Source organism: Idiomarina tyrosinivorans (assembly GCF_003987475.1).
In the GTDB taxonomy this organism is placed as follows: domain Bacteria; phylum Pseudomonadota; class Gammaproteobacteria; order Enterobacterales; family Alteromonadaceae; genus Idiomarina; species Idiomarina tyrosinivorans.
Genome location: NZ_PIQH01000005.1, coordinates 75,499 through 99,290 on the forward strand (window position 1 = coordinate 75,499; position 23,792 = coordinate 99,290).

The window sequence follows — 23,792 nt, forward strand, 5'->3', positions numbered from 1 at the left end:
GTAGCCTGTTGCTATTGCAACAGGTCAGGCTCGATCTATACCCTGCTACATCAATCCGAATTAAACAAATCGCGGGTGTAAACTTTATCGGCGACGTCCGAGAGCTCGGCCGCCAAGCGGTTGGAGATAATTAAATCGCAGGAGCGTTTAAATTCGTCTAAATCGCGGATAACGCGTGAGCGGTAAAACTCATCCTGTTCCAGCACCGGTTCATACACTACCACTTCAATACCTTTGGCTTTAATGCGCTTCATCACGCCCTGAATGGCCGATGAACGGAAGTTATCCGAACCACTCTTCATCACCAAGCGGTAAACGCCCACCACTTTCGGACCGCGATTGATGATCTGCTGCGCGACAAAGTCTTTACGCGTGGTATTTGCATCCACAATCGCACGAATCAGGTTTTGCGGCACATCATCATAATTCGCTAAAAGCTGCTTAGTGTCTTTCGGCAAGCAGTAACCACCATAACCAAACGACGGATTGTTATAATGGCTGCCAATTCGCGGGTCCAAGCTCACGCCATCAATCACTTGGCGACTGTCCAAACCGTGGGTTTCGGCATAGGTATCGAGTTCATTAAAGAACGCCACGCGCATAGCCAAATACGTATTGGCAAATAACTTAATGGCTTCGGCTTCGGTAGAGCCCGTGAGCAATAACTCAACGTCTGACTTCTTCGCGCCCTCGCGCAACAAATCGGCCACCATCTGGCCCCGTTCAGAATGCTCACCGACAATAATTCGCGACGGATAATAGTTGTCGTGTAACGCCTGCCCTTCGCGCAGAAACTCCGGCGAAAATAGCAGGTTGTGAGTACCTACTTCGGCAGAAAACTCCTGAGTAAATCCTACAGGAATAGTGGATTTAATCACCATCAAGGCATTCGGGTTTGCCGCGTGGACATCTCGCACCACGCATTCAACTGAAGACGTATCAAATTTATTGGTCTTCTCGTCGTAGTTCGTTGGCGTCGCAATAAATACAATATCTGCCCAACGGTAGGTCTCTGCACTTGCTTCCGGCGTGGCTAGCACAGGCGTTAAATTCAGCGGCTCTTCGGCGAGGGCGTTAGAGATCTCGGAGTCAATGATTGGAGAAATTTTGTTCGATAACTTTGTTACGCGAACATTGGATAACTCTAAGAGTTTAACTTGATGTCTTTTAGCTAAAAGAACCGATAATGATAGGCCGACATAGCCAGCACCAACGACTGAAATTCGCATATGTAATCTATAAACCAGTCACTCTATGCCGCGCATTGTGCGAACCCAAGAAACAAATCGCCATGCAAATTTTAGTACTAGGCAATAGGAAATAAATACAATCGTATACAATAGCAAGACAACTGACTCTGGCACCTTCCATACCTCTAGAGCAATACCGAATAATGCTAAAATTACTGCTTTAGCTGTAATACATATAAGAGCCTCTCTCGGAGAAAATCCGGCTCTCATAAAAATATGGTGCAAATGGTCTCGGTCAGGTCTGAAAGGTGATTGCCCTTTCAAAACTCTACGTACCATAATTGCGAGCATATCCATCAAAGGAATAGCAATTAACCAAAGTACTGCAACGGGACGAACTGCATTTCCTGAATCATTAAATTGCGCCGGATCTATAATTAGTGCTAGAAGCCAAACAACGCTCAGTCCTATAAACATAGAACCGGCATCGCCCATGAAAATCTTACGAGCCTTTTTAAAAGGTATACCAGTATTTCTTGCCCAGAAGGGAAGGAGAGCACCAATAATGGTAGTCGCAGCAGCTACGGCGAATGTTTGACCATTGCCGCCTGCTAATACCGCAATTCCTGAAAAAGACACGATCCCCATTGAACCAAGTAACCCGTCAATTCCATCTATCATATTGTACGCATTTATAGCAGCCATTATTGCTAATAATGTAAATGGTACTCCAAACCAACCCAACTCAACATTACCTAAACCAAAAACATTGCCCAAATGTCTAATGTAGGTATCGGCACCAAACACGATGATTCCTGAAACTGTAAGTTGCGCAACAATACGAAGCCTAACACTTAAATCAAACTTATCATCAAGAACACCAATAGCAACCATTAGCGATGAAGCAAGAATAAAGAGTCGTAAATGAAGGTCTAAGTTGAAAGCAAAACCGAAGACAATAATCGTAGTAAAAAATACTGACAGCCCACCAATTAATGGTACTTGTCCAAGATGCTGTTTACGCTGGCACGGATTATCAATTAACCCTAAGCGCCAAGCGGTTGGAATGAGGAAATAGCAAAGCATTCCAGAGAGAATAATTGAAGATGTCAATACGACCCAAAGATTCATAACATGCCACTCACTCGTGTAACGCTACAACTATACAAAAAATTCTCAACTTATACTAACCAGAGTGATTGATATTGTACCACCTAACGCATTAAATCAGAGTACATTCGGGCTAACTGCGAATATTCGTAGTCCGTTTCAGCCAAATTTCGTCCGTTTTGACCCATTTCCATTCTCTCTGCTGGGCTCATAGACTTCAACTTTAAAATTGCATTATATAGCGCCATTTGGTTAGATGGCTCTATAGAAATTCCAGCTTTAGACTCGTGTATTGGGTTGTAGCGACCTGAATCGACAGCATACAAAATAGGTTTGCCAGCGTACAAGTAGTCAAAAAGTTTATTCGGCGACACTCCAAACTTGAATAAATCGTCTTTAGGTAAGCCGATATAAAGCAGATCAAATTTTTCCAAAATCGATTGAATCTGACGCTTCGGTATCGGTTTAATAAATGTAACATTGTCTAACTTCAGGCTATCGGTTAGTCTCTTAAGGCTCTCCTCTTCCTGCCCTCCTCCTACAAGAACAAAATGAAGTTCGGCATCCTTTTCGAACAGTTTAGCTACTTTTATTAGTTCCCCTAGATTGTTAGCAAAACCTAACGTTCCCGTATAGCCAACTATAAATTTGTCATTCGGTAATTCTTCAACCACGCTTTCTGAAAGCGACTCTTTTTGAGATTCAACTTCGTACTTGGAAAACCCATTTGGAATCCATTTGAATTTTTTGGGATCCAGGCCTTTATCAATCATGTAGTCAACTGCATACTTAAGGTTCGAAACAACCAGATCTGAGTGTTGATATGCACTTCTTTCTAAATGAGATAAAAGTAATACTAGCGGATGATTTTTAGATGCTTTCCCCAACGACACTAAAGTTAGCGGCCAAAGATCCCTAACTTCGAAAACTAATTTAGCTCCAGTTCGCTTTGCTAGCTCTCTTGCTCCAATATAGCCAATTAACGATGGTGAGGAATATATAATATAGTCAGGTTTATCTCCTAAAAGTTTATCCGCTTTAGAAATTTTCTGAGAGAATTGAAACCAACCAAAAACTCTAAGTAGAGAGTGAGCTTTAACGTATTTAACAGTCTTCATCCAGACGTATTCAACGCGACCTACTAGCTCTTTTTTTGTGTTGCCTTTAAATTTTACAGGAGTCCGTAATAAATGGTGGCACCCCGATGCAATCACAGAAACACTATGACCCAGTTCGTTCAACTCTTGTGCTAAGTAGTAGTGTCTCCCCCCGAATCCAACGTCAGGAGTTGAAGCGTATTGATTGATAATCCATATTCTTTTTTTCATTGATTTCTTTGGTCGCTTTAACAGACAAAAAATAAAATATTGTAACTAAAAACATTAAACGCCCGTCACTCAAAAATGACGTAGGGTATGCAAGCACAGCTCCTGAACAGAATAGAAATGCGAGCGAACAATGTTCGTTAGATTTCGGACGTCGGTTCCATATTTTTAGATTGAAATAAAATATTATGAAAATATATATGAGCAATACAAAACCACCCCAAACACCCCAAACAAACAAATATTCATTATCCATAGCAGAGGAATATTGGAAATAATCCTTCCCTACTCCTGTAATAAAAAAATAAGGCTCATTGAAAAGGCTATTGAGTATGGTTTCCGATTTTTCAATCCTCGTTTGAAATGAGTTTCTTTCTAATCCAAGCGTAAAAAGTGACACTAGATAAGAAAGATAATCCCACATATACCATAAAAAACCGAAAAAAAACGACATTCCTAAAGAACCTAAAGCTGCAGCCTTTTTTCGGCTTTCGGGATATTTAATAAAATAATAGATTAACGAATATATTATTATCCCTAAAGAAACCAGAAATGCTGTCTGTGACTGAGCTAAGATGATAGATAAGAGGGATGCAGTAGTAGCAGTTTTCAATAAAGGTATTTTTCCTACATAGTCACGATTAAGAATGTAAGGCAGAAATATAGAGAGACAGGCTGCAGCAATAGCTCCATTCTGTCCAGGCCCCTGACTAAAACCCAAACCTCTTGAACTAACTCCCAGCGACACCTTCTGGTGATTTTCAGAGGCATAAATACTCGTTATAAAATCAACGTACGGAACATGTAAGACTTGTAGTATAGTCAAACCCGCATTAGCCACAGAAAAGAAAACAAGTATTTTAACCAAATTCCTTGTCTTTACATTTAACGAAGGAAGAGTTAAAAACATAAGCAAAAGAGGAATAAATCTAACGATCTCGGATAAGTTCCTAACGGTTCCCCCCTCAAAAAAAACCCCGACGGCGGCACTAATACTTACTAAAAATAGTATGACCACAGGGAATAAGCTTATTTTATTCAAATGTGGCAAAACTACCATAAAAGAAAACAGTAAAAAAACTGATGAAGTCAGAAAATAAAGTTCTATTTTTTTGTATGGGAAAAACAAGGCTATAATTAAGAAAGCCCCCCAGACAAAATTACCGAAACTTATCGTTGATAAAGGTTTAGACAATTTACTAACCAAAGACTACCAGAATAGTAGCTCCCTATTTCTTAATATTAATTAGTCCAACAGCTGTCTCACAATTCTTTTGGCGGCAGTCCCTCCGCCGTAAAGATTGTCGTCATCCTCAACATAACGCCCTAAACTACTTTTTGCAGCTAAAAACAAAAGTTCCTCATCAGCTCCAACTAGTTCATTTGCACCAATATCAATCAACTCTACCCATTCAGTCTGATCTCTCATTGTCACGCAAGCCTTATTGAAAAAGAAAGCTTCTTTCTGTACGCCTCCGCTATCAGTTAACACTAGCTGGCAACGCCTTAAAAGGTTCAACATCTCAAAATACCCAACAGGATCAATAATATCTACATCTAGAGACAAGCCTTGTTTTTGAATCAGTTTTTTGGTTCTTGGATGAAGCGGAAGGACAACAGGGGACACGTGCTTGTGAACCCGATTTAATCCACGAACAAGGCTAGCCAGTCGCTTAGGATTATCAGTATTTTCTGCTCGATGGAGGGTCGCCAGAACAAAGTTTCCATCACCTGAATTACTTATTTCAGAGTCAAGTTCACGGGAGAAAAATAGAGCGGCATCTTGCATGACGTCACCAGACTTGAAAACCTTTTTAGAAGTTTTATCGATTCCTTCATCTCTCAAATTCTTAACTGCCAGTTCTGTAGGGCAAAAAAGCACATCACTGAGCCTATCGGTCAGTATTCTATTTATTTCCTCGGGCATCTGATTGTTAAAGCTTCTTAACCCCGCCTCAACGTGAGCTACGGGGATATTAAGCTTTGCGGCTGCCAGTGCACCAGCAAGTGTTGAGTTTGTATCACCATAAACAAGAACCCTATCTGGTTTTTCATGCAGTAGAGCTTCTTCAATCTCTATGAGCATGCGTCCGGTCATTTGCCCATGATTACCACCGTTAACGTTGAGCTTAATTGACGGCTTAGGAATACCTAATTGATTAAAAAAGATATCTGACATATTTTTGTCAAAATGTTGACCCGTATGCAGTATTGTTTCCTTGATACTAGAAGCTTGCTGTATTGCTTTAGAAACCACGCTGGCTTTTATAAATTGAGGTCTAGCCCCTATTACAGTGAAAATTTTTATCATTTGCCAAGAACTCTTTTACCTTCAATCACATCGTTATATACCGATTCCATCTTGTCTAAACAACTCTTCCAGGAATACATTTTTTCGACATGAAGTCTACCGTTTGAGCCAATCTCAGCTCTAAGCCGAGAGTTTCTGACTAACATTTCCAATTTTTCCGCTGCATCAGCTGGGCTCTCTCTTGGCACAACGAAGCCAGTTTTGCCATTTATTGTTACTTCGGGTAAACCACCAGCATCCGATACAACGACCGGAATTCCTGAGGCACTTGCCTCTACTACTGCTACACCAAAACTTTCACTATCTAGCCTGCTGAGAGCAACAAAAATATCTAGCTTAGACAATTCACTGGGTACTTTACTGTGTGGTATGCGACCGACAAATTTTACACTTTTCCCTATTCCAAGTTTATTGGCCAAGCCTTTTAATTCTTCAGTTTGCTCACCATCACCAATCAGTCTTAACTCGAGCTGTATATCAGAGGCTTTAGAAGTTAACCTTATTTTTTCTTTTAATATTGCAAATGCCTCAATTAACGTATCAACCCCGTACTTCCATTGCATAGATTTTATCGTACCAATCACAACCTTATTTTCAGCTGGTCCGATTTCCGCTTTAGTTTTGAAAGTTTTTAGATCAACTCCAAAGGGAGTTATACTAATTTCTTTTGTTTCAGAAATAAGTTTCATTGTCTCGTCTGCCATACACTTACTTGTCGAGCAAATCACGTCGGTAGATTGCAAATTTCCCCTAACCAAATATTTATGTAAAAACGATTTTTTGGGGAAGTCATATACATCGCTCCCCCAAACTGATAGCACCCATGGTCGATAATTCAATAGCCGCGCAGTAGTGCCATAGCCACTAGCGTAGTGAGCATTAACCAGATCTGGTCTGATTTTATCCACTAAAATTCTGACACGACGAACCATCAAGAAGTACCCAAGTACACCTCTATTCGGAAATGTATAGACAGTGACGCCTTGATTAAAATCTTCAAGTGCTTTGTGTTGACTAAATACGTATACTTCGTGACCTCGTTCGCATAAACCGTTGGCCCATTTTAATGTATGTATTGAAGACGCGGCAGCTAGTAAAACTATTTTCAAGGTGTTAAATCCTCAATGACTTTTTTTGCTCGACTCTTCCACGTATGAGCAGCTTGAATTTTCTTAAGTCTTTCAACTTTTTCACTTACTTGTGCTTTACGTTGACAGATATCCAATAGTAATTCTTTTATAGAATTTTCTTCGTAAGGAATCGTCCACCCGATATCATTCGCTTCTACAAAGCTACCTGTAAGGGTGCCTTTTGAAGCTATTATAGGTTTAGCAAAACCTATATATTCAAACAATTTTACAGGAGAGGCGAACGTCCAATAGATATGAGGCTCAACAAAGAGGAGAGCTATATCTGAGTCATCTAACCGTTCGTACATCGCATCTCCTGACTCGTGAATAATACTAATATTCGAAGGCAAGGTCCCATATTGTTCTTTGACTATGTGCCACTCATCTTCCCTCGTGCAGACAGTGCATTCGATATTCGGCAAGTTAGATAAGGCTAAAAACAATTTGTGTAATCTATAATGTTCTGACAGCCCCCCAACGTAAAATAACTTTAACTTTTTATCTGTGTCTTCGTATTCTTTGTTATTTAATGATTCTGTATATCTGAATCTATAACCTGGAGGCAAAACAGAAATTTTTGATTTATCTATCACCGGTATATAACTAGACATTTCTGTCGACGGCAAATAAAATCGGGTTAAAGTTACTCTATAAAAGGCTAAGTCTGTTAAGTACGCTATGATTGCCAAGTACTTTCTAAAAAAACCTAAACCTTTTCCATAGTTCGGGAAGCGCCAATAAACATCTCTGTAAAAAAGTCCTATAGGAACATTCTCTTTTTTTAAAAAACGAAAAAAAAAGAAGTCTAACAGGGGGTAACTTGGAAGGTGATTCTTTTCCGTGAGAGTTGTCGGCATGGTTGTTGCTTCCGAATAAGCAAAAAGGTATTTCTCCCCTGACTTTATCTTTTTCTTTAATCTTTTAATTGATCGCCTTCGTTCGTACCCGTAACCGGAAATGACTTCTACATTAAACCCATGAGCTCTGAAAGCCTCTAACATGCGAATCGGACGGATACCGCTAGCTGACTTTGACTCTTTTTCCAATGGCATAGGATAGTGAAAAATTATATTCAAAACAGAATCTCTTAACTATGAATTTTCTTACATCTACTGACTGAATTTAGGGAGAAACTTTCTTAGTCTATTAAATACAAACAAGCTTGCGTCTTTAAGCTCAAGCCTGAATTCAAGAAGCGCATAAAAGAGTATAAAAAACCACAGAAGAGAAAAAACCCCAATATTTCCTTCACCAAACAATGTATATGAAACAGCAGTAGAAACCGATAAGAATGAAAATTTGTACATTAATCCTCTACTAAATTTTATCCAAAGATAGTTAGAGAATTCTGTTCGAAGAACAAAGAATATAAAGAATGATAGGCATGTACTTACTGCTGCGCCTTTTGCACCAAAGTTGGGAATAAGTAGTAAGTTACCTAAGATGTTAATAATGAATGCGGATATAGAAGCTATCATTGAGAACAAGCTTTTTCTAGAAACCCCAATCCCAACAACAGTAGTCTCAGAAAGAGTGTAAAGCAAAGGAAATCCAAGGCAAGAAACCATTATCCACTGAACATCGTCATAACTTTCTGGAAGAACCGTAGGAATCAGCCATGATAGAAGACCAGCTAAACAAAAAACAGTAACAACGACAAATGTTACATAACGTTGCACTTTACTAATATTCTCAATGCCTTCCCCGAAGCTAGCCCATTTATATACTGTTGGAGCCCAAAGAGTTGAGAAAACCGTTTGAAATATTGTAGCTACCGCAGCAAAGCTTACGGAAACCGAATATACCGCCAATTCTTCATAGCTAGAAAGGGCACGAAGAAACACTTTATCAAGTGCAGTTAGCCCCCAAAAAGCAAGTCCTCCTAGAATTAGCGGAAGACCAAACCTCAGCATCGATTTAACTTCGTTTAAATCAAAAGGCGCAGACACTGCCTTGACCCACTCCTCCCGAGTATTCCACGCAAATACCAATGTTACAGCGACGAGAGAAACGATAGTTGCCGCTACTAGGTTTGTTAAGGTTTTATCAGCTCCAAGTAATACGTATAAGCTAACTAGAATAACTAATAACAATTTGGGTAAAAGCTGACTCATTGAATAAGCGAATCCACGTTCGTTCATGCGCAAAACTAGCGATAAAAAACGCGACGTAAAACTAGCTAGCAAACCAAGCGCAACCAGCAGGCTTAGATGAACCGCAGGAACTTCAAACAATAAGTCTGAAAATAACTCTCCAAAGCATAAAAAGACCGCAATAAAAAATGTAAGCAATAAGAATCCTGGTAAGGCAGCTTGTTTCAGCAGTGCAGGTTTATCCTCCCGCTCGTGAAACTCTCTTACATAAGCTTGATCCAGTCCAAGACTGAATAATAGCACGCCAAAACTTAAAGTCACTTGAAGCATTGACAGGCGCCCCACATCTTCTTGGGAAAAAAACCAAGTGACTAGAGGTAGGGTTATAAGCCCAAGGAGGGCCCCGCCAACAGGGCCTATTGCAAAACTAAGGATGTTTCTTGGTGTCAATTTAAATATCTACGTTTGAGTTTTTACTGGTTTATTAAGCTGTAGACTCAACTTTATAGCTCTTTTCACTATATCTTTAGTTCTTTCAATTCCTTTTTTACGACACCAGTAGTCTACAATTAGTCTTCGGTTAATCCTTTTTTCTATGAGAGACAATGGCTTACCTATTAACAATGGATCTTTTTCAAGTTCTTGAACAGACGATAACACTAACCCATTTTCTTTAAAAAAAATATAAGCTGGATTTTCTTCTCTAAGGAAAATACGAGCACCAAAGTAGAACATTATCACGATATTTCCGACAGCCTGCTGCCTTTTATGGTTCATTATAACAAAGCCACATTTTTTGATAACTCGTACGTAATCATCAACCGGCATAAAATCTATTAAAGGAAAAAATTTTTTATCGAATAATTCGTAGCCTAACTGCTTTATTCTATTACCATATTCCTTATTACCGTAACTCAAAGGTACTACAACGTCCCGATCAGTCACGTTTAGCTTTCTAAGTAAACTAAGCGCTTCTAAATGATTATTCGTTGACGAAGCACTATTTCCAACTAAAACTGAGTTTGAATCAATTTCGGTATTTTCATATCCTCTTACAAAGTTATCTTCTATCGTCCCATAATTCCATTGGCAATATTCTGGGAACTTCTTCCAGAGCATTGATTTTTTAACTAAATCATACTCTTGAGGCAATACCGGTGAGAACAAAGTTATTTTTTCAATTGCGGCCGTTTTCGTTTTATTTATTTTTAGCTTTTCAAATACAGTTCTAAATGTCCTTACTATGAATGAAACATAACTTTTTTTTCTGACATTATTTTTCAGCTTATGAGTCCCTGCTAAAAGCAATGATTCCTGAGAGGTAATCAGATCGTAATAATCATAACCCCATCCGAACCAAATTGTTGGAATTTCACCTGGAATTGAAAAAACTTCCAAGCACAGTAAACCACTTAAAGAGTGAAAAACGATAACATCATACTCAGCGTAGTCATGAGAATTTAAAGTTGGTCTTTTCAATATTCTATTGGGCTTAATTATCTTATCAACAGATTGATTTACATATTTAAGTTTTTTCGATCTTGAAAATATATATATATCATTTGATTCAGGAAAGGCTTTTTCAAACAGTAAACTTGCATGATCTATGAACTTACTGTCAGTTGCCAAATGCAGAATTTTCATATTCTATTCAAGAAGCTCCTTTCAAGTTCAAGGAAATTTTGCTTTCGCTCCTTTAAAAATTTCGCAGGAACACCAGAATAAACTTTATTTTCTTCGCAATTTTTATTAACAAGGCTTAAAGCTCCGACAACAGCACCATCGTTTATATTCACGCCTGGCAAAATAACTGAGCCAGAACCAATAATTACATGGCGACCTATACGTACATCAGCTACAGTAACCTTTTTGTATTCATCTGGAATCATTGGATTAGTCATCGAAGCTCCAGAGTAGTCATCGTTACTACTGTAAATACTTACTCGCGAGGAAATATTACAGAAATCGGAGAGTATAACTCTTCCTTCTCCAATTATTGATGAAAATACCGCTAAATGAATATTGCTACCAATATCTATCCCTCCAACACCAGCTGAAAGCACACAGAAGTCATCTATTCTGACGTTTGAAGCTATTGAAATTCCTGCGGGATTATAAATTGAAGTTTTATCTGAGATTAATACATTAGAGCCTAGGCTCTTGAAGCCTAATTTATTTAGTTCTGATTGACTTAAAAAAGCCATAACTGCTTATTCCCTGCGTTTCACTACGTTAATAATTAAATTAATAATTTCTTGACTTAACGAGACATAAATCGGCAAGCATAAAATTCTCGAAGCTATATAGTTCGAATATTTTTGAGTTGAACTATTTGTAATTATTTTTAACGAGTCTAAAGATGGAGAGAAATAGCGACGAGGATAAATGTCTATACTTTTTAAGCTAACCTCTAAATTTAACAACTCTTTTTCGTTATCCAATACGATTGGTACATAAGCGCCATTTCCTGTAATATAAGGGCATTCTTTCTGGAGTATGCAGCTACCAGCTAGTTCTCTATTATACAGCTCTTTAATTTGCCTTCGAGTCATAATTATCGCTTCGATGTCCTCCAAATTTGCTAACCCCATAGCAGCCTGAAACTCATTCATTTTTGCGTTAATTCCAAGCTCTTCAATAGTATTATCAAGGCCAGTAATTCCAAAGCTCATCATTCTTTTAGCTGTTTCTAAGTCTTCTTTTCGCTTAAAAACAATAGCACCGCCTTCAATAGTGTGAAACAACTTAGTCGCATGAAAACTCAATATCGCTGCGTCGCCATGCTGCAACAAGCTTTCGCCTTTATAATTAACTCCAAAAGCATGAGCAGCGTCATAAATTACCTTTAAGTCGTGTTTTTTAGCTATTTCATCAATGGCTTCTACTTCACAGGCATTACCGAATACATGTACAGGCACAATAGCTTTAGTTTGCGGTGTTATAGCTTTTTCGATGTTTTTAGGATCTAAACACCAAGTATCGCTATCTATGTCAGCAAATACAGGCTCTACTCCTTCCCATTTTAGAGAGCTTGCCGTCGCCACAAACGTGAATGGCGTCGTTATAGCTTCAGGTTTTTCGTCTCGGTTAGTTGTGCTAACGCCAAGCGCGCGGTAGGCAATTTGCAGTGCAAGCGTCCCGTTTGAAACTAACATTAAATTTTCAACACCAAGGTATTCTTCTAAACGTTTGGTCAACTCTTGTACTAAAGGACCATTATTGGTCAACCATTCACGCTCATAAATACCATCGATATACTTATCTAGCTTTTCACGGTCAGGAAGATAAGGCTTTGTAACAGGTATCATACTGACGACTTCTTCGAATTAAGACTAAGAAGATATTCACCGTAACCATTTTTTTGCAAATCGTGACCGGTCTGTTGCACCTGCCCCCAACTCAACCAATTTTGTAGGTAGCCTATTTCTTCTAGGCAGGCAATTTTGTAACCCTGACGTTTTTCAATGGTTTCAACAAACTGTGCAGCTTCTAGCAAGCTCTCATGTGTGCCGGTATCCAACCACGCAAAACCTCTTCCTAGAAGCTCTACATTTAAGTCGCCACGCTCTAGGTAAGCTTGATTTATACTGGTAATTTCAAGCTCTCCTCGGTCTGATGGGGTTACTTGCTTCGCTATTTCGACAACATCATTGTCATAGAAATATAGTCCAGTAACCGCGTAATTTGATTTAGGTTCGGCAGGCTTTTCTTCAATTGAAATGGCGCGCTTAGTGTCATCAAATTCGACGACCCCAAAGCGCTCGGGATCTTTTACTTGGTAGCCAAATACAGTTGCTCCCGATGTTTGCCTTGCAGCATGCTGTAGTTTAGGACTAAAACCCTGACCATAAAAAATATTGTCGCCAAGTACTAAGCAAACACGATCATTACCAATAAACTCTTCACCAATAATAAAAGCTTGTGCTAAACCATCTGGAGTTGGTTGCTCTTTGTAAGACAGTTCAATACCGAACTGCGAACCATCTCCTAGCAACTTTTCAAAATTCGGTAGATCTTCAGGCGTCGAAATAATGAGAATTTCACGAATACCGGCCAGCATTAATACCGATAGCGGATAATAAATCATTGGCTTATCATAAATTGGCAGTAGTTGCTTCGATACGCCTTTTGTTATCGGATACAAACGCGTTCCTGAACCGCCTGCTAATACTATTCCTTTCATGCCAATTCTCCTGAATGTGCGCTTCCTAGCCGCTCTTTCTGGTAGCTTCCATCTTGAACTCGTTTGCACCATTCTTGGTTATCTAAGTACCACTGAACCGTCTTTCGAATACCTGATTCGAAGGTCTCTTCAGGCATCCAGCCTAAATCACTTTTAATTTTGGTTGAGTCAATAGCGTAACGCATATCGTGGCCAGGCCGATCTTCAACATGGGCTATTAGTTCCTTATATGAGCTATTTTTCGGTACTAGCTCATCAAGTATGTCGCAAATCGTGCTTACTACTTCTAAGTTTTCCTTTTCGTTATGCCCACCAATATTGTAGGTTTCACCTGTTCGACCCTCCATGGCTACTTTTACCAATGCGCGAGCGTGATCTTCGACATGTAGCCAGTCCCGTATTTGATTTCCTTTGCCGTAAACCGGTAGCTGCTTACCCTCTAGCGCATTTAAAATGATCAATGGGATAAGCTTTTCTGGAAAATGAAACGGACCATAATTATTTGAACAATTCGTAATGACTATAGGAATACCGTAAGTTCTCCCCCAAGCACGGACTAAATGATCACTACTAGCCTTAGATGCGCTATATGGCGAACTAGGGGAATAAGAAGTCTCTTCTGTAAATAGCGAGAATAACGCATCAGGGTCGTCGTCAGGATGAGGTAAGTCGCCATATACTTCATCGGTGGATATGTGATGAAACCTTAGTTTTCTGCGCTTATCTACAGAAATAGACTCATAATAACGTCTAAACTGTTCAAGAAGATTAAACGTGCCAATTACATTCGTATTGATAAATTCCATAGGTTCATCAATTGACCTATCGACATGAGATTCTGCAGCTAAGTGCATTACGACATCAGGTTCATAATCTCTAAATATACGCTTTATATTTTCGGCGTCGCAGATATCTACTTTTTCGAAGGAGTATCTAGGGCTTTTTTCTACCTCTTTAAGATTTTCAAGGTTTCCTGCATACGTTAGCTTATCAACATTTATAACGCTATATTCAGTATCATTGATTATATGTCGAATTACCGCAGAGCCTATAAAACCGGCACCACCAGTTACCAATATTCTCATTTTAAGAAGAATTCCTTGATTTGAGACTGAGAGCTGCTCTTGAGGTAAGGATGCATTGGAAGGCTAAGTACTTTTTCTGCAAGACTGTCACCAATATTTAAGATGTTACTGTTATCTGCGACTGCTGGTTGTCTATTCAAAGGAATTGGATAATGTACAGCCGTCGGTATATTTGCAGATTTGAATGCCTCCTGTACTGCCTTTCGGTCATTAACTTGGATAGTATACTGCGCCCATGCTGATATACTCTGGTCGTCAACCTGGGGCAACAAATCTACGTTAACCTCCGATAATAGCACTCCATAGTTTTTAGCAACCTCATTGCGAAGTCGAATTTCATCATCCAATATTGCCAACTTTGGCAACAGAATAGCAGCTTGAATGGTATCCAAACGGCTATTAACGCCTACTCGTATATGATGATATCTGCGATCTTGGCCATGTCTGGCTATTTGTCGCATCACAACAGCAAGTTCTTCATCGTTCGTAAAAATCGCTCCACCATCCCCATAGCAGCCAAGAGGCTTGCTAGGGAAAAAACTTGTACAAGCAATAGTGCTTAAATTACACGATTTACGACCTTTATAAGTCGCACCAAAACTTTGTGCTGCGTCTTCAATTACTGGAATCTTGTATTTAGCTGCAATCGCATTAATTTTATCAAAATCTGCTGGTTGCCCGTAAAGCGATACAGGAATGATTGCTTTAGTTTTATCAGTAATCGCCGCTTCAATTAATGTTGGGTCAAGATTGTAGGTTTTGGGATCAATATCTACATAAACAGGTTTTGCACCCAATAACGCGACCGTTTCTGCCGTTGCGATATAGGTAAAGCCAGGCGTAATGACTTCGTCGCCGGGCCCTATTCCCAAAGCCATTTGGGCTATTTGCAGTGCGTCGGTTCCGTTCGCTACAGTAATGCAATATTTTGTGCCAGCATAATCAGCTAACTTCTCTTCTAGCTCTTGTACTTCAGGGCCTAGAATATACTTGCCATGAGCAAGAACACGCGCTATGCCTGAATCGATCTGATCTTTGATTCTCGCCTGTTGTGCCGCTAAATCTATAAATTCCATAATACGCTCTTAGCTTTTAATCAAACAACCATCTTTCAAGGTATAAACAACACCAGTATGCGAACACACGGCAGAACCTTCGCCTTTCAGAGGTAATTCTAACTGTTCTCCGTATTCGCTCATCCAGCCTACATGGCGCGCTGGAACGCCCACGACCAAAGCATAATCTGGCACGTCTTTATTCACAACGGCTCCAGCGCCAACAAACGCATAGGCCCCAATCGTTACACCGCAAACAATCGTACAATTTGCACCTAACGACGCCCCTTTCTTAACCACAGTATCTTTATACTCGTCTTTGCGTTCAATCAGCGAGCGCGGATTGTATACATTGGTAAATACCATGCTAGGGCCACAGAAAACGCCTTCATCTAAATACACGTTATCGTAGACCGATACGTTATTTTGTACCTTACAGTGGTCGCCAATAACCACCTTGTTACCAACAAATACATTTTGTCCCAAGGAAACCCCTTTACCAATTTTGGCTCCACTACAAACATGAACAAAATGCCAAATGCGACTATCAACGCCGATTTGTGCGCCGTCATCTACAATTGCCGAATCGTGTTTAAAATAATTCAAAGACATACCGTTAACGCCGGGGATTTATCAAGCTGGTTAAAAAAGGATGAGCCTCGTTTCGAGCAGGCTGTTTGGGCGATTGGCTTCTAATAGCCTCAACCGTCTCAACACAATGCCTAGCATCTTCAATCCCGTAGCCGTTACCCGCTAATATTTCTTGATAGCTGACAGTGTGGAGGTCCGTAAATCCACCAGAAAACTCGAGTTCGTCACCATCACAATTGATCGTTCTAAACGTCGGCCTTTTACCTTTCACGTCTTCCGGCAAATCGTTAGCATCAATTGATAGTAACCATTTTACTCGTGCTTGCTCGTACTCTAAATAACCTGATGCCTTAAGCTCATCACTGTAGTGCAATATATTTTTTTCAAGCTTGCCAAAAATAAAATGCAACATATCGAAAAAGTGCACGCCAATATTGGTTGCTACTCCAAATGATTTTCTTGGGTCGCCTTTCCAACTTTCTAAGTACCAACGGCCTCTAGAGGTAATGTACGTTAACTCTACTTTGTGTTTTTCAGTCTTATTAGATTTCGCTACTTTGTTTCTTAATTCAAGAATTGCCGGATGATGCCGTAACTGCAAGATATTGAAGACTCGCTTACCTGTTTCATTTTCTACACGTTGCAGTTCGTCCAAGTCTGCAGATGTTGGTACCAGCGGCTTTTCACAAATCACATTGCACCCTAATCGCAGCCCTGCTGCAATATGAGCAGAATGCATATGGTTGGGCGAGCACACAGAAACGTAATCAAGAGCTGAGTTATCAGTTCTCTTTAATTTCCAAGCGTATTCGTAAAAACGCTCGAAGTCGGTAAAGAATTCACTTGCCGGTGAGATGCTATCGATAATTCCTACAGAATCGTTGATATCGTATGCAGCAGCTAAGTGATTATTCGTTTCTTTGATTGCTTTCATATGGCGTGGCGCGATATAACCCGCCGCACCGATTAGCGCAAAATTTTTAGTAGGACAGTTATTATTTTTCATTACGCTTTAATTACCTTGCCATTTTTTCCTCGGAATTGGCCTCGGGAATCGATAATCAATTTCGAGTGCTCATAGATTGCTTCGTAGTTAAATTTATCGTGGTTTGTAGCGATAATTACCGCATCAAATTCCGTTAAGCTTTCTTTCGTTAACGCAATGCTTGTTAGGTCAAAATTGTGTTCCCGCATTTTCGGAAATTTCGGCACGTGAGGATCGCTGTAAGCAACGTTCGCCCCTTTACGGCGTAAAATCTCCATAATTTCTACTGATGGCGATTCACGCATATCGTCAACGTTCTTCTTGTACGCTATGCCTAGAACGAGCACCTTGCTCCCATACAAGGATTTCTTATGGTGATTTAGCCCATCCATTAACTTCGAGACAACGTACTCTGGCATTGCGCGATTTACTTCACCCGAAAGCTCAATAAAACGGGTGTTTAACCCATATTCACGCGCCTTCCACGTTAAATAAAACGGATCAATTGGGATACAGTGCCCCCCTAACCCCGGTCCTGGATAGTAAGGCGTGAAACCAAATGGCTTTGTGGCGGCAGCATCTATTACTTCAAAAATATCAATCCCCATGCGGTCAGCAACGATTTTCATCTCATTTACTAGACCAATATTGACCGCTCGATGGATATTTTCGAGTAGCTTAGTCATTTCTGCAGCTCTAGTTGAACTGACTGGAACTGTTTGATCTATTGCCTGACCGTATAGCCGCACTCCTGCAGAAAGACATTGCTGCGTAACTCCACCTACAACTTTTGGTATAGTTCTAGTCTCAAAATTTGGATTACCCGGATCTTCGCGCTCTGGGGAGTAAACAACAAATATATTCTTGCCCACTGTGAAACCTTGTCTTTCTAATCGAGAAACTATCTCTTCATCTGTAGTTCCAGGATAAGTCGTGCTTTCGAGTGAAATCAATTGCCCCTCTCGCATGTGGGGCAAAAGCGCTTCAATCGTATTGGTAACATAACTCAGATCTGGTTCTCGATATTTATTTAAAGGGGTAGGCACGCAAAGTATCAGGGCATCACACTCCTTAGCCTTAGAAAAATCTGAATATGCCTTAAAACTTGATTGAACTGCATTACGAACCTTTTCTGCAGGAATATGCTCAATATAACTCTCACCACTATTCAGCGCATCGATTTTTGACTGGTCAATATCCAGCCCTATAGCTTGATATCCGATTTCGCTATATCTCAACATCAATGGTAAACCGACATACCCCAAACCGACGATACCAATAACTGCGCTCTTTTTGTCTAACCTTTCGCACAGCTGACTACAGAAATCCATCACACTTCTCCACACATTAATTTATGTAATTTTTCTAGACTGTATCTTGTTGAGCAGTCGACAATTTTGACGTTAGACGTCCCAACTAGAAGACTAGTTCGCCCCAAGTCCACTGCATTTACTTTCCCCTTCTCCACCCCGGGCTGGTCAAAAGAGTTCACTTTAAAAATTAACCCTTGGGCGTAAACTTTATGCTCGTATGTCGCAATTAAACCACCAAACGATTTTGGTGTGAGCTTTTCCACCACCAGCAGGCTGCTCTTGTGCCCACCGGCGTAAGCCAAATCCGGTCGCTGCGCTGCTGCCTCAGCGCCAAAGTAAAGCAACTGCCGATGAGCTAAGCAGTTTTCCACTGCTAGCCGTTGTTGTTGCTTTAATTTTGCCACCACTTTTTTGTTAAACTTCTTCGAATCTCTATCTAGCACCACCACAAAATCCGCCGTAAACGCTTCCGTTCCCTGGTGTAAATGCTGGAAAAAAGCATGTTGCCCGTTAGGCCCAAATCCACCCCAGATAATTGGGCCTGTTGGATAATCTATCGGCTTATTGTCGTAGGTATAATTTTTTCCATTACTCTCCATGTCTAACTGCTGAAGGTAGTTGGGTAAATACCTAAGGCGCCCGTCATAAGGCAGTATCGCCAGGTTGTTAATGTCACGTTCCCAGCGGTTATAAACGCCGTACAGCGCCATCAGTAACGGAATATTGCGTTCTAGCGGCTGGCTGCCGAAGTGTTCATCCATGGCTCTAGCGCCTTCCAGCATCTGTTTAAACACAGTAATGCCACAACTAAGCGCAATGGCTAGGCCTATCGCAGTCCACATCGAGAACCGTCCCCCTACGCCTTCGTCGAAGGTAAACTGCTGAGCAGGGGGAATACCGTAATCTGTCATTTTTTGAGCGCTTGCCGATACGCCAATAACGTGCCGCTGCAACCATTGCTCTTGGCTCAGCATTGGCTCTATCCAAGCGCGGACTGTATCTACATTGGCAAACGTGTCGATGGTGGTAAACGACTTAGAGGCAATAATGAACAGCGTGGTCTCTGGGTCGATAATGGGCAGCACCGCATAGAGTTGGCCACCGTCCATCGACGACACAAAGTGTACATTCAAGTCATGTAACTGCGCATCATCGGCAAATTCTTTTAGCGCAAAACTGCCCATCATTGGCCCTAAATCCGAACCTCCGACACCAATATTCACCACGTCGGTAATAGGTTTGCCTGTAGCACCCAGCCAACGCCCTGAGCGCAGTAATTGCACCACTTCGCAAAAGCGGTTTTTACCCTCGCGAGCGGTCACTACGTTGTGAATGCTGCGGGCTAAACAGTGGGTCACTTTACGACCTTCTGACCGGTTCTCAAATTCGCCTTTGAGCAGTTGTTCGCGTAAGTGGTCGAAATTTTCGGGTAAGACTTTTTTTCCGTAATCCGCTATTTCCTGTAGCGATAATCCTTGGTAAGTGGCGTCTAGCGTCAAGTATTCGGATTCTATGATCACGGGTTCTGGTTGTTTTTTGTCGTCCATGCTTTTTCTGGTGCTGGTTAATGCCTGTCGCAATAGCGACAGGCTACGTTAGTGCTAGAGGTTGGCGAACGCGGCTAAGGCTACACCAATTTGGTACATAATTTGTGTGGTGGTGCTCCACAACTGGATATTGTTCACGTATTGTGAGTCCAGTGGCACAACAATGGTGTCGCCCGGTTCCACCAGATCTTGATTTACTGCAAACCACGACGAATCCGGTAGCTCAATGGCGCCGTTGGCTTTGATCACATAAATGCGTTCTTCATCGCCTTTTTCACGCAAACCGCCCGCTTTGGCAATGTAGTCTTCTAAGCTTACCCCCGCTTGATAACGGTAAGAACTCGGTAGCTGTACTTCACCAATAATACTCACGGTATTTTTCACCGTAGGTACCATTAGGCGGTCGCCATCTTTTAATTGAATATTATTCGGCGAGTTGGGGTTTGCCGCTAATACATCATCAAGGTTAATGATCAAACGGCCAACTGCCTCTATCCGGGTCATATCCTCCAACAGTTTATTCAGCTCGCTGTAAGACACGTTGGCACCATTGTCGGTGAGCATATTAGAGGCGATTTCTCGGCGCAGTTGTTGCGCTAAGTTTTCTAGCTGCAACTGTTCGGTTTCACGCAAATCTTCGCGGGTAAATACGGCACCCCGTTCAAACGCGTATTGGGTGAGTCCACCGGCACGATTGATCAGTTCGCTCAGCGTTTCGCCACGGCGAATGTTATAGGTACCAGGGAACTTCACCTCGCCCGCTAACGTCACTTTTAGGGTGTTTTGCCACGACGGAATGGTTAAAATATTAATTTGATCGCGCCCTTGAACGGGCACCGTCGTCTCTTCATTCATGACTTTGGCTAAATCAACGGGTACATACTGCGTTGTTGCTTCACCATCAATAATTTCTGTGCGCGTGATGTCAGCGCGTTTCAAATATGCTGACTCTTTCAAACCGCCTGCCGCTTCAACGGCACGTTGTGCATTGCTGTTCTCAGCCAGTGGGTAAACCCCAGGGGTTTGCACTTCACCATCAACATAAAACAGCGGCAGTGTGCCACTAGAAGAGTACTGATTTCGCAGTTTATACAGTACCGGTTGCAACAAGTTATGGCGTGAATATTTAGAATAATAGTCTGGGCCGCGTTGCGCTTCGGCCATTTGCTTAACCGCTTTTTCTTCTTCCGTTTGATTATCAAAAATCGATTCTAATTCGCGGTCGAAGCTTTCTAACCGCTGAGGTTGATCGTTTTCGTCAAGCGTTAACGCTTCTTCGTCCGACTGCAACAAACCGGCAAGAAAGTTCTTTCGATACTGCTTAATAACTTCCTCGCGTTCTTCCTTGGCGATGTCTGACTCTGTTCTCAACCACTGGTCTAACTGATTCTTTTCGGCATCAGCCGCTTCGTAGCGGCTAAACAATAATATTTTGTCGTTCGCTTGCAGCGTTAAGTTTTCCCCTGGTTTGCCAGCAATGGCCTCTGCCACATTAAACTGTAGTACGCTTATCCTGTGCAATTTTCCTTGCCGCACCACCAAGCCATAACCAAGATCGGTAATGGGAAGTAGGCTTTTTTCTACCGAAGGTAAAATATCTTGGATCGTTTTGCCCGGATTGAATTCGTAATAACCAGGACGGCTGACAGCGCCTATTACACTAATCCCTTTATTCACTTGTTGCGAAACCGCATTGACCATCAGTTCATCGCCACCTTTGGCGACTAGTTCATCCGCATTTTTAGTAAGGTTCACCGTTTCTACCGTGCGCTCCCCACCGTTGTAACGCAGTAATTGCGCCGCTTGCTCGTAACCTGATGGTAGCACGCCGCCAGCAAACGCTAAGACATCGCCCCACGTTTCGCCTGGGACAATCTCATAAAGCGCTGGCCGCGTAACTTCACCCGCAACAGTGACCATGGGGCCACGAGCAGGAATAAATACTACGTCACCATGGCGCAATAATAGGTCGTGGCTATTGTCGCCTTTGGTTAATAAGTCATATAGGTCAAAGTTCGTCACCACTTTGCCGTTACGTTTTAATTGAATATTACGTAACGAGGCAATATCAGACACACCGCCCGAAAGGAACAGTGCTTGGCTAATGGTGGTTAACGAGCTAACGGTGTAAGCCCCCGGTTGATAGGCTTCGCCCACAACAAACACTTGCATTGAGCGTAGCTCTGCCATAGATACCGCGGCATCCATACCAATCATCCGTTCTTTTACGGTACTACTAATTAACGCTTTCACTTCATCGTAGTGCAACCCTGCCACGTTGATGGGGGCAAGGCCGGGAATAACGATCGTTCCCTCGCGCGTGACTGGAATCACGTATTGGTTGTTTTCCTTACCAAACAGTTGCACACGAAGGCTATCTCCGATACCCACTAAGTAATTCGCTGGCACCGGTGCGTTACTCACAGGTGCGTAGGTACTCGGTTGACCCGCAAAGATATCGTAACCAAACGGCTTTAATTTGCGATCTTCCTCGTTTAGGCGTTCAGCCAGTTGGGCCGGCGTCAATTGGTCCAACGGGATATTCATGCCCATGGCATCTTGCTGATCTTCTAACCGCGGATTTACCGTATCGGTGGTTTGTTGTGTTGGACCCGTTTGTTGAGCGGTATCTTGGCTAAGCTGGGATAAGTCAATGCCATACTGCTGCGCCAACGCCTGCTGCTGCGCTCTGGGAAGCTTTTTAAACTGTTCAAGTTGCTGTTGGGTCGGCATGGTTTGCGCAGCGGTGGGAACAACGGCAACCATAAACAACGAAGCCATTAGCAATAATGCGCCACTCATTCTCTGCAAAAAACGACTGAATTGACTATTTACGAACATGCTTTTCACCGTTGTTTACCCTTTCTTCCAAAAATAGCGGATGACTACAAACATCACTGCCAACACTCCACCAACAAAGGTGCCTAAAATACAAATAAGTGCCCTGCGCGGTGACGACCGTTTTTCCGCTACCACCGCTGGGTCCACTGTTTGAAACACATATTCGTCCCGTACTTCAGTGAACATCAGTGTCTTTGTTTGTTCTTCTATTAAATCGTAGAGCACTGACCTAAATTCAGAAACTCGTGTTTTCGTAAGCTGCTCGTTCAAATAGTTGATGCTTCGCTGTGCTTCTTGTTGTTGACGCTCACGCATGGTCTGGTTGAGGTCTGACACTAACCAGTCTACCCACTGCTTCGCTAACACAGGAGAAAAATATTCCAAGGTCACAACGGTTAAACCAGTATTGCCTTCCGGCTCAATCGTTAGCATTTCATGAAATACTTTTGCCGTTTCCAGTAATGATGGCTTTGGTTGGCGCGGAGGGGTTGCTTCACGCAACCACTCTCCCGTTTCCGGGTTATAAAGCTCTCTGTTGTAGTGCAGCGTGTTAGTGACTAGGTCCCACCCTTTAACCGCCATGATTTCGTCGGTTAACTGATGTTTGTCTATAAAGTTCATCAGAAACTTTCGCGATTCAAGGACTTCTAACGCCATCACCGATTTATCGACGGGCTGCTGACCAAGGCTTAGTCCAGCCAAGGATGCTAATCCGCCCAACTGTCCTAGATTGCCCGCGCCATTAGACGCTTCTGTCGGCGCAAGCGTCACGCTGGCTTCGTAACGATTGGTCATCGATAAGGCGACGACCACCGACAACACGGCAAACACCGAGGTAATGGCTATCACCCACCATTTCCCGGCCCAAATAGCCAAAATGAGTTCTTTTAAGTCGATCTCATCTTCTGCTGGACCATAGTGTGGTGAAGGAAAATCCGAATCGGGTCGGTAATTGGAAGGTGTTGTATTCATAGTTATCGCTAGTGTCCGTATTTTTTTACGCTACCGCCCTTAGGTTGCGGTGCCCTAAAGT

At 41.8% G+C, this 23,792-nt stretch carries 20 protein-coding genes; all 20 read right to left on the reverse strand.

All coding sequences use genetic code 11. The annotated features are described in order from the left end of the window. Positions 1-50: 50 nt before the first annotated feature. The 20 genes from CWI84_RS06390 to CWI84_RS06485 all read right to left on the reverse strand — a co-directional run bounded on the left by CWI84_RS06390 (position 51) and on the right by CWI84_RS06485 (position 23,731). The gene (locus tag CWI84_RS06390; protein ID WP_126841755.1) at positions 51-1,229 is read right to left on the reverse strand and encodes a nucleotide sugar dehydrogenase; all 1,179 of its coding nucleotides are present in this window, start codon (positions 1,227-1,229) and stop codon (positions 51-53) included. Positions 1,230-1,247: 18 nt separating this feature from the next. Continuing rightward, positions 1,248-2,321, reverse strand: a complete 1,074-nt coding sequence (gene wecA, locus CWI84_RS06395; protein WP_126841756.1) for a UDP-N-acetylglucosamine--undecaprenyl-phosphate N-acetylglucosaminephosphotransferase — start codon at positions 2,319-2,321, stop codon at positions 1,248-1,250. A gap of 83 nt (positions 2,322-2,404) precedes the next feature. Next, positions 2,405-3,628 (reverse strand): glycosyltransferase family 4 protein, encoded by a 1,224-nt coding sequence (locus CWI84_RS06400; RefSeq protein WP_126841757.1) that lies wholly within the window; start codon positions 3,626-3,628, stop codon positions 2,405-2,407. Beyond that, positions 3,582-4,820 (reverse strand): hypothetical protein, encoded by a 1,239-nt coding sequence (locus CWI84_RS06405; RefSeq protein ID WP_126841758.1) that lies wholly within the window; start codon positions 4,818-4,820, stop codon positions 3,582-3,584. Before CWI84_RS06405 ends, CWI84_RS06400 begins: the two co-directional genes overlap by 47 nt. 51 nt (positions 4,821-4,871) lie before the next feature. Further along, positions 4,872-5,936 carry a non-hydrolyzing UDP-N-acetylglucosamine 2-epimerase gene (wecB, locus tag CWI84_RS06410; RefSeq protein WP_126841759.1) on the reverse strand — a complete coding sequence of 355 codons (1,065 nt, stop codon included), beginning with the start codon at positions 5,934-5,936 and terminating at the stop codon, positions 4,872-4,874. Next, complete coding sequence (locus CWI84_RS06415; protein WP_126841760.1) at positions 5,933-7,045, reverse strand: glycosyltransferase; 1,113 nt, start codon at positions 7,043-7,045, stop codon at positions 5,933-5,935. Before CWI84_RS06415 ends, wecB begins: the two co-directional genes overlap by 4 nt. Beyond that, complete coding sequence (locus CWI84_RS06420; protein ID WP_126841761.1) at positions 7,042-8,142, reverse strand: glycosyltransferase family protein; 1,101 nt, start codon at positions 8,140-8,142, stop codon at positions 7,042-7,044. Before CWI84_RS06420 ends, CWI84_RS06415 begins: the two co-directional genes overlap by 4 nt. 33 nt (positions 8,143-8,175) lie before the next feature. Then, a complete protein-coding gene (locus CWI84_RS06425) occupies positions 8,176-9,609 on the reverse strand; it encodes an oligosaccharide flippase family protein (RefSeq protein WP_126841762.1) in 1,434 nt (477 codons plus the stop codon). Between the two features lie 9 nt (positions 9,610-9,618). Further along, positions 9,619-10,803 carry a TDP-N-acetylfucosamine:lipid II N-acetylfucosaminyltransferase family protein gene (locus CWI84_RS06430; RefSeq protein WP_126841763.1) on the reverse strand — a complete coding sequence of 395 codons (1,185 nt, stop codon included), beginning with the start codon at positions 10,801-10,803 and terminating at the stop codon, positions 9,619-9,621. Then, positions 10,800-11,363 carry an acyltransferase gene (locus tag CWI84_RS06435; RefSeq protein ID WP_126841764.1) on the reverse strand — a complete coding sequence of 188 codons (564 nt, stop codon included), beginning with the start codon at positions 11,361-11,363 and terminating at the stop codon, positions 10,800-10,802. Before CWI84_RS06435 ends, CWI84_RS06430 begins: the two co-directional genes overlap by 4 nt. A 6-nt stretch (positions 11,364-11,369) precedes the next feature. Beyond that, positions 11,370-12,467, reverse strand: a complete 1,098-nt coding sequence (locus CWI84_RS06440; protein WP_126841765.1) for a DegT/DnrJ/EryC1/StrS family aminotransferase — start codon at positions 12,465-12,467, stop codon at positions 11,370-11,372. Beyond that, complete coding sequence (gene rfbA / locus CWI84_RS06445) at positions 12,464-13,342, reverse strand: glucose-1-phosphate thymidylyltransferase RfbA (RefSeq protein ID WP_126841766.1); 879 nt, start codon at positions 13,340-13,342, stop codon at positions 12,464-12,466. Before rfbA ends, CWI84_RS06440 begins: the two co-directional genes overlap by 4 nt. Continuing rightward, positions 13,339-14,427 (reverse strand): dTDP-glucose 4,6-dehydratase, encoded by a 1,089-nt coding sequence (rfbB, locus tag CWI84_RS06450; RefSeq protein ID WP_126841767.1) that lies wholly within the window; start codon positions 14,425-14,427, stop codon positions 13,339-13,341. The genes rfbA and rfbB overlap by 4 nt, the downstream gene beginning before the upstream one ends. Beyond that, positions 14,424-15,503, reverse strand: a complete 1,080-nt coding sequence (locus tag CWI84_RS06455) for a DegT/DnrJ/EryC1/StrS family aminotransferase (protein WP_275540938.1) — start codon at positions 15,501-15,503, stop codon at positions 14,424-14,426. Before CWI84_RS06455 ends, rfbB begins: the two co-directional genes overlap by 4 nt. 9 nt (positions 15,504-15,512) lie before the next feature. Then, entirely contained in the window at positions 15,513-16,094 is a 582-nt protein-coding gene (locus tag CWI84_RS06460; protein WP_420843709.1) for an acyltransferase, read from the reverse strand. A gap of 4 nt (positions 16,095-16,098) precedes the next feature. Further along, complete coding sequence (locus tag CWI84_RS06465) at positions 16,099-17,079, reverse strand: Gfo/Idh/MocA family oxidoreductase (protein ID WP_126841769.1); 981 nt, start codon at positions 17,077-17,079, stop codon at positions 16,099-16,101. Further along, positions 17,079-18,389 (reverse strand): nucleotide sugar dehydrogenase, encoded by a 1,311-nt coding sequence (locus CWI84_RS06470; protein ID WP_126841770.1) that lies wholly within the window; start codon positions 18,387-18,389, stop codon positions 17,079-17,081. The genes CWI84_RS06465 and CWI84_RS06470 overlap by 1 nt, the downstream gene beginning before the upstream one ends. Then, the gene (locus CWI84_RS06475) at positions 18,389-19,891 is read right to left on the reverse strand and encodes a glucose-6-phosphate isomerase (protein ID WP_420843711.1); all 1,503 of its coding nucleotides are present in this window, start codon (positions 19,889-19,891) and stop codon (positions 18,389-18,391) included. Before CWI84_RS06475 ends, CWI84_RS06470 begins: the two co-directional genes overlap by 1 nt. A gap of 81 nt (positions 19,892-19,972) precedes the next feature. Further along, the gene (locus CWI84_RS06480; protein ID WP_126841772.1) at positions 19,973-22,759 is read right to left on the reverse strand and encodes an SLBB domain-containing protein; all 2,787 of its coding nucleotides are present in this window, start codon (positions 22,757-22,759) and stop codon (positions 19,973-19,975) included. 15 nt (positions 22,760-22,774) lie between these two features. Further along, on the reverse strand, positions 22,775-23,731 hold the full coding sequence (locus CWI84_RS06485; protein ID WP_126841773.1) for a Wzz/FepE/Etk N-terminal domain-containing protein: 957 nt from the start codon (positions 23,729-23,731) through the stop codon (positions 22,775-22,777). Between the last annotated feature and the right edge of the window lie 61 nt (positions 23,732-23,792).

Excerpts from the sequence above, each read along its gene's own strand:
- CWI84_RS06470 (WP_126841770.1), bottom strand. The coding sequence starts at position 18,389 with ATGGATTTCTGTAGTCAGCTGTGCGAAAGGTTAGACAAAAAGAGCGCA.
- CWI84_RS06440 (WP_126841765.1), bottom strand. The coding sequence starts at position 12,467 with ATGATACCTGTTACAAAGCCTTATCTTCCTGACCGTGAAAAGCTAGAT.
- CWI84_RS06465 (WP_126841769.1), bottom strand. The coding sequence starts at position 17,079 with ATGAAAAATAATAACTGTCCTACTAAAAATTTTGCGCTAATCGGTGCG.
- CWI84_RS06455 (WP_275540938.1), bottom strand. The coding sequence starts at position 15,503 with ATGGAATTTATAGATTTAGCGGCACAACAGGCGAGAATCAAAGATCAG.
- CWI84_RS06435 (WP_126841764.1), bottom strand. The coding sequence starts at position 11,363 with ATGGCTTTTTTAAGTCAATCAGAACTAAATAAATTAGGCTTCAAGAGC.
- CWI84_RS06430 (WP_126841763.1), bottom strand. The coding sequence starts at position 10,803 with ATGAAAATTCTGCATTTGGCAACTGACAGTAAGTTCATAGATCATGCA.
- CWI84_RS06460 (WP_420843709.1), bottom strand. The coding sequence starts at position 16,094 with ATGTCTTTGAATTATTTTAAACACGATTCGGCAATTGTAGATGACGGC.
- wecB (WP_126841759.1), bottom strand. The coding sequence starts at position 5,936 with ATGATAAAAATTTTCACTGTAATAGGGGCTAGACCTCAATTTATAAAA.
- CWI84_RS06390 (WP_126841755.1), bottom strand. The coding sequence starts at position 1,229 with ATGCGAATTTCAGTCGTTGGTGCTGGCTATGTCGGCCTATCATTATCG.
- CWI84_RS06480 (WP_126841772.1), bottom strand. The coding sequence starts at position 22,759 with ATGTTCGTAAATAGTCAATTCAGTCGTTTTTTGCAGAGAATGAGTGGC.
- rfbA (WP_126841766.1), bottom strand. The coding sequence starts at position 13,342 with ATGAAAGGAATAGTATTAGCAGGCGGTTCAGGAACGCGTTTGTATCCG.
- CWI84_RS06485 (WP_126841773.1), bottom strand. The coding sequence starts at position 23,731 with ATGAATACAACACCTTCCAATTACCGACCCGATTCGGATTTTCCTTCA.
- CWI84_RS06400 (WP_126841757.1), bottom strand. The coding sequence starts at position 3,628 with ATGAAAAAAAGAATATGGATTATCAATCAATACGCTTCAACTCCTGAC.
- wecA (WP_126841756.1), bottom strand. The coding sequence starts at position 2,321 with ATGAATCTTTGGGTCGTATTGACATCTTCAATTATTCTCTCTGGAATG.
- rfbB (WP_126841767.1), bottom strand. The coding sequence starts at position 14,427 with ATGAGAATATTGGTAACTGGTGGTGCCGGTTTTATAGGCTCTGCGGTA.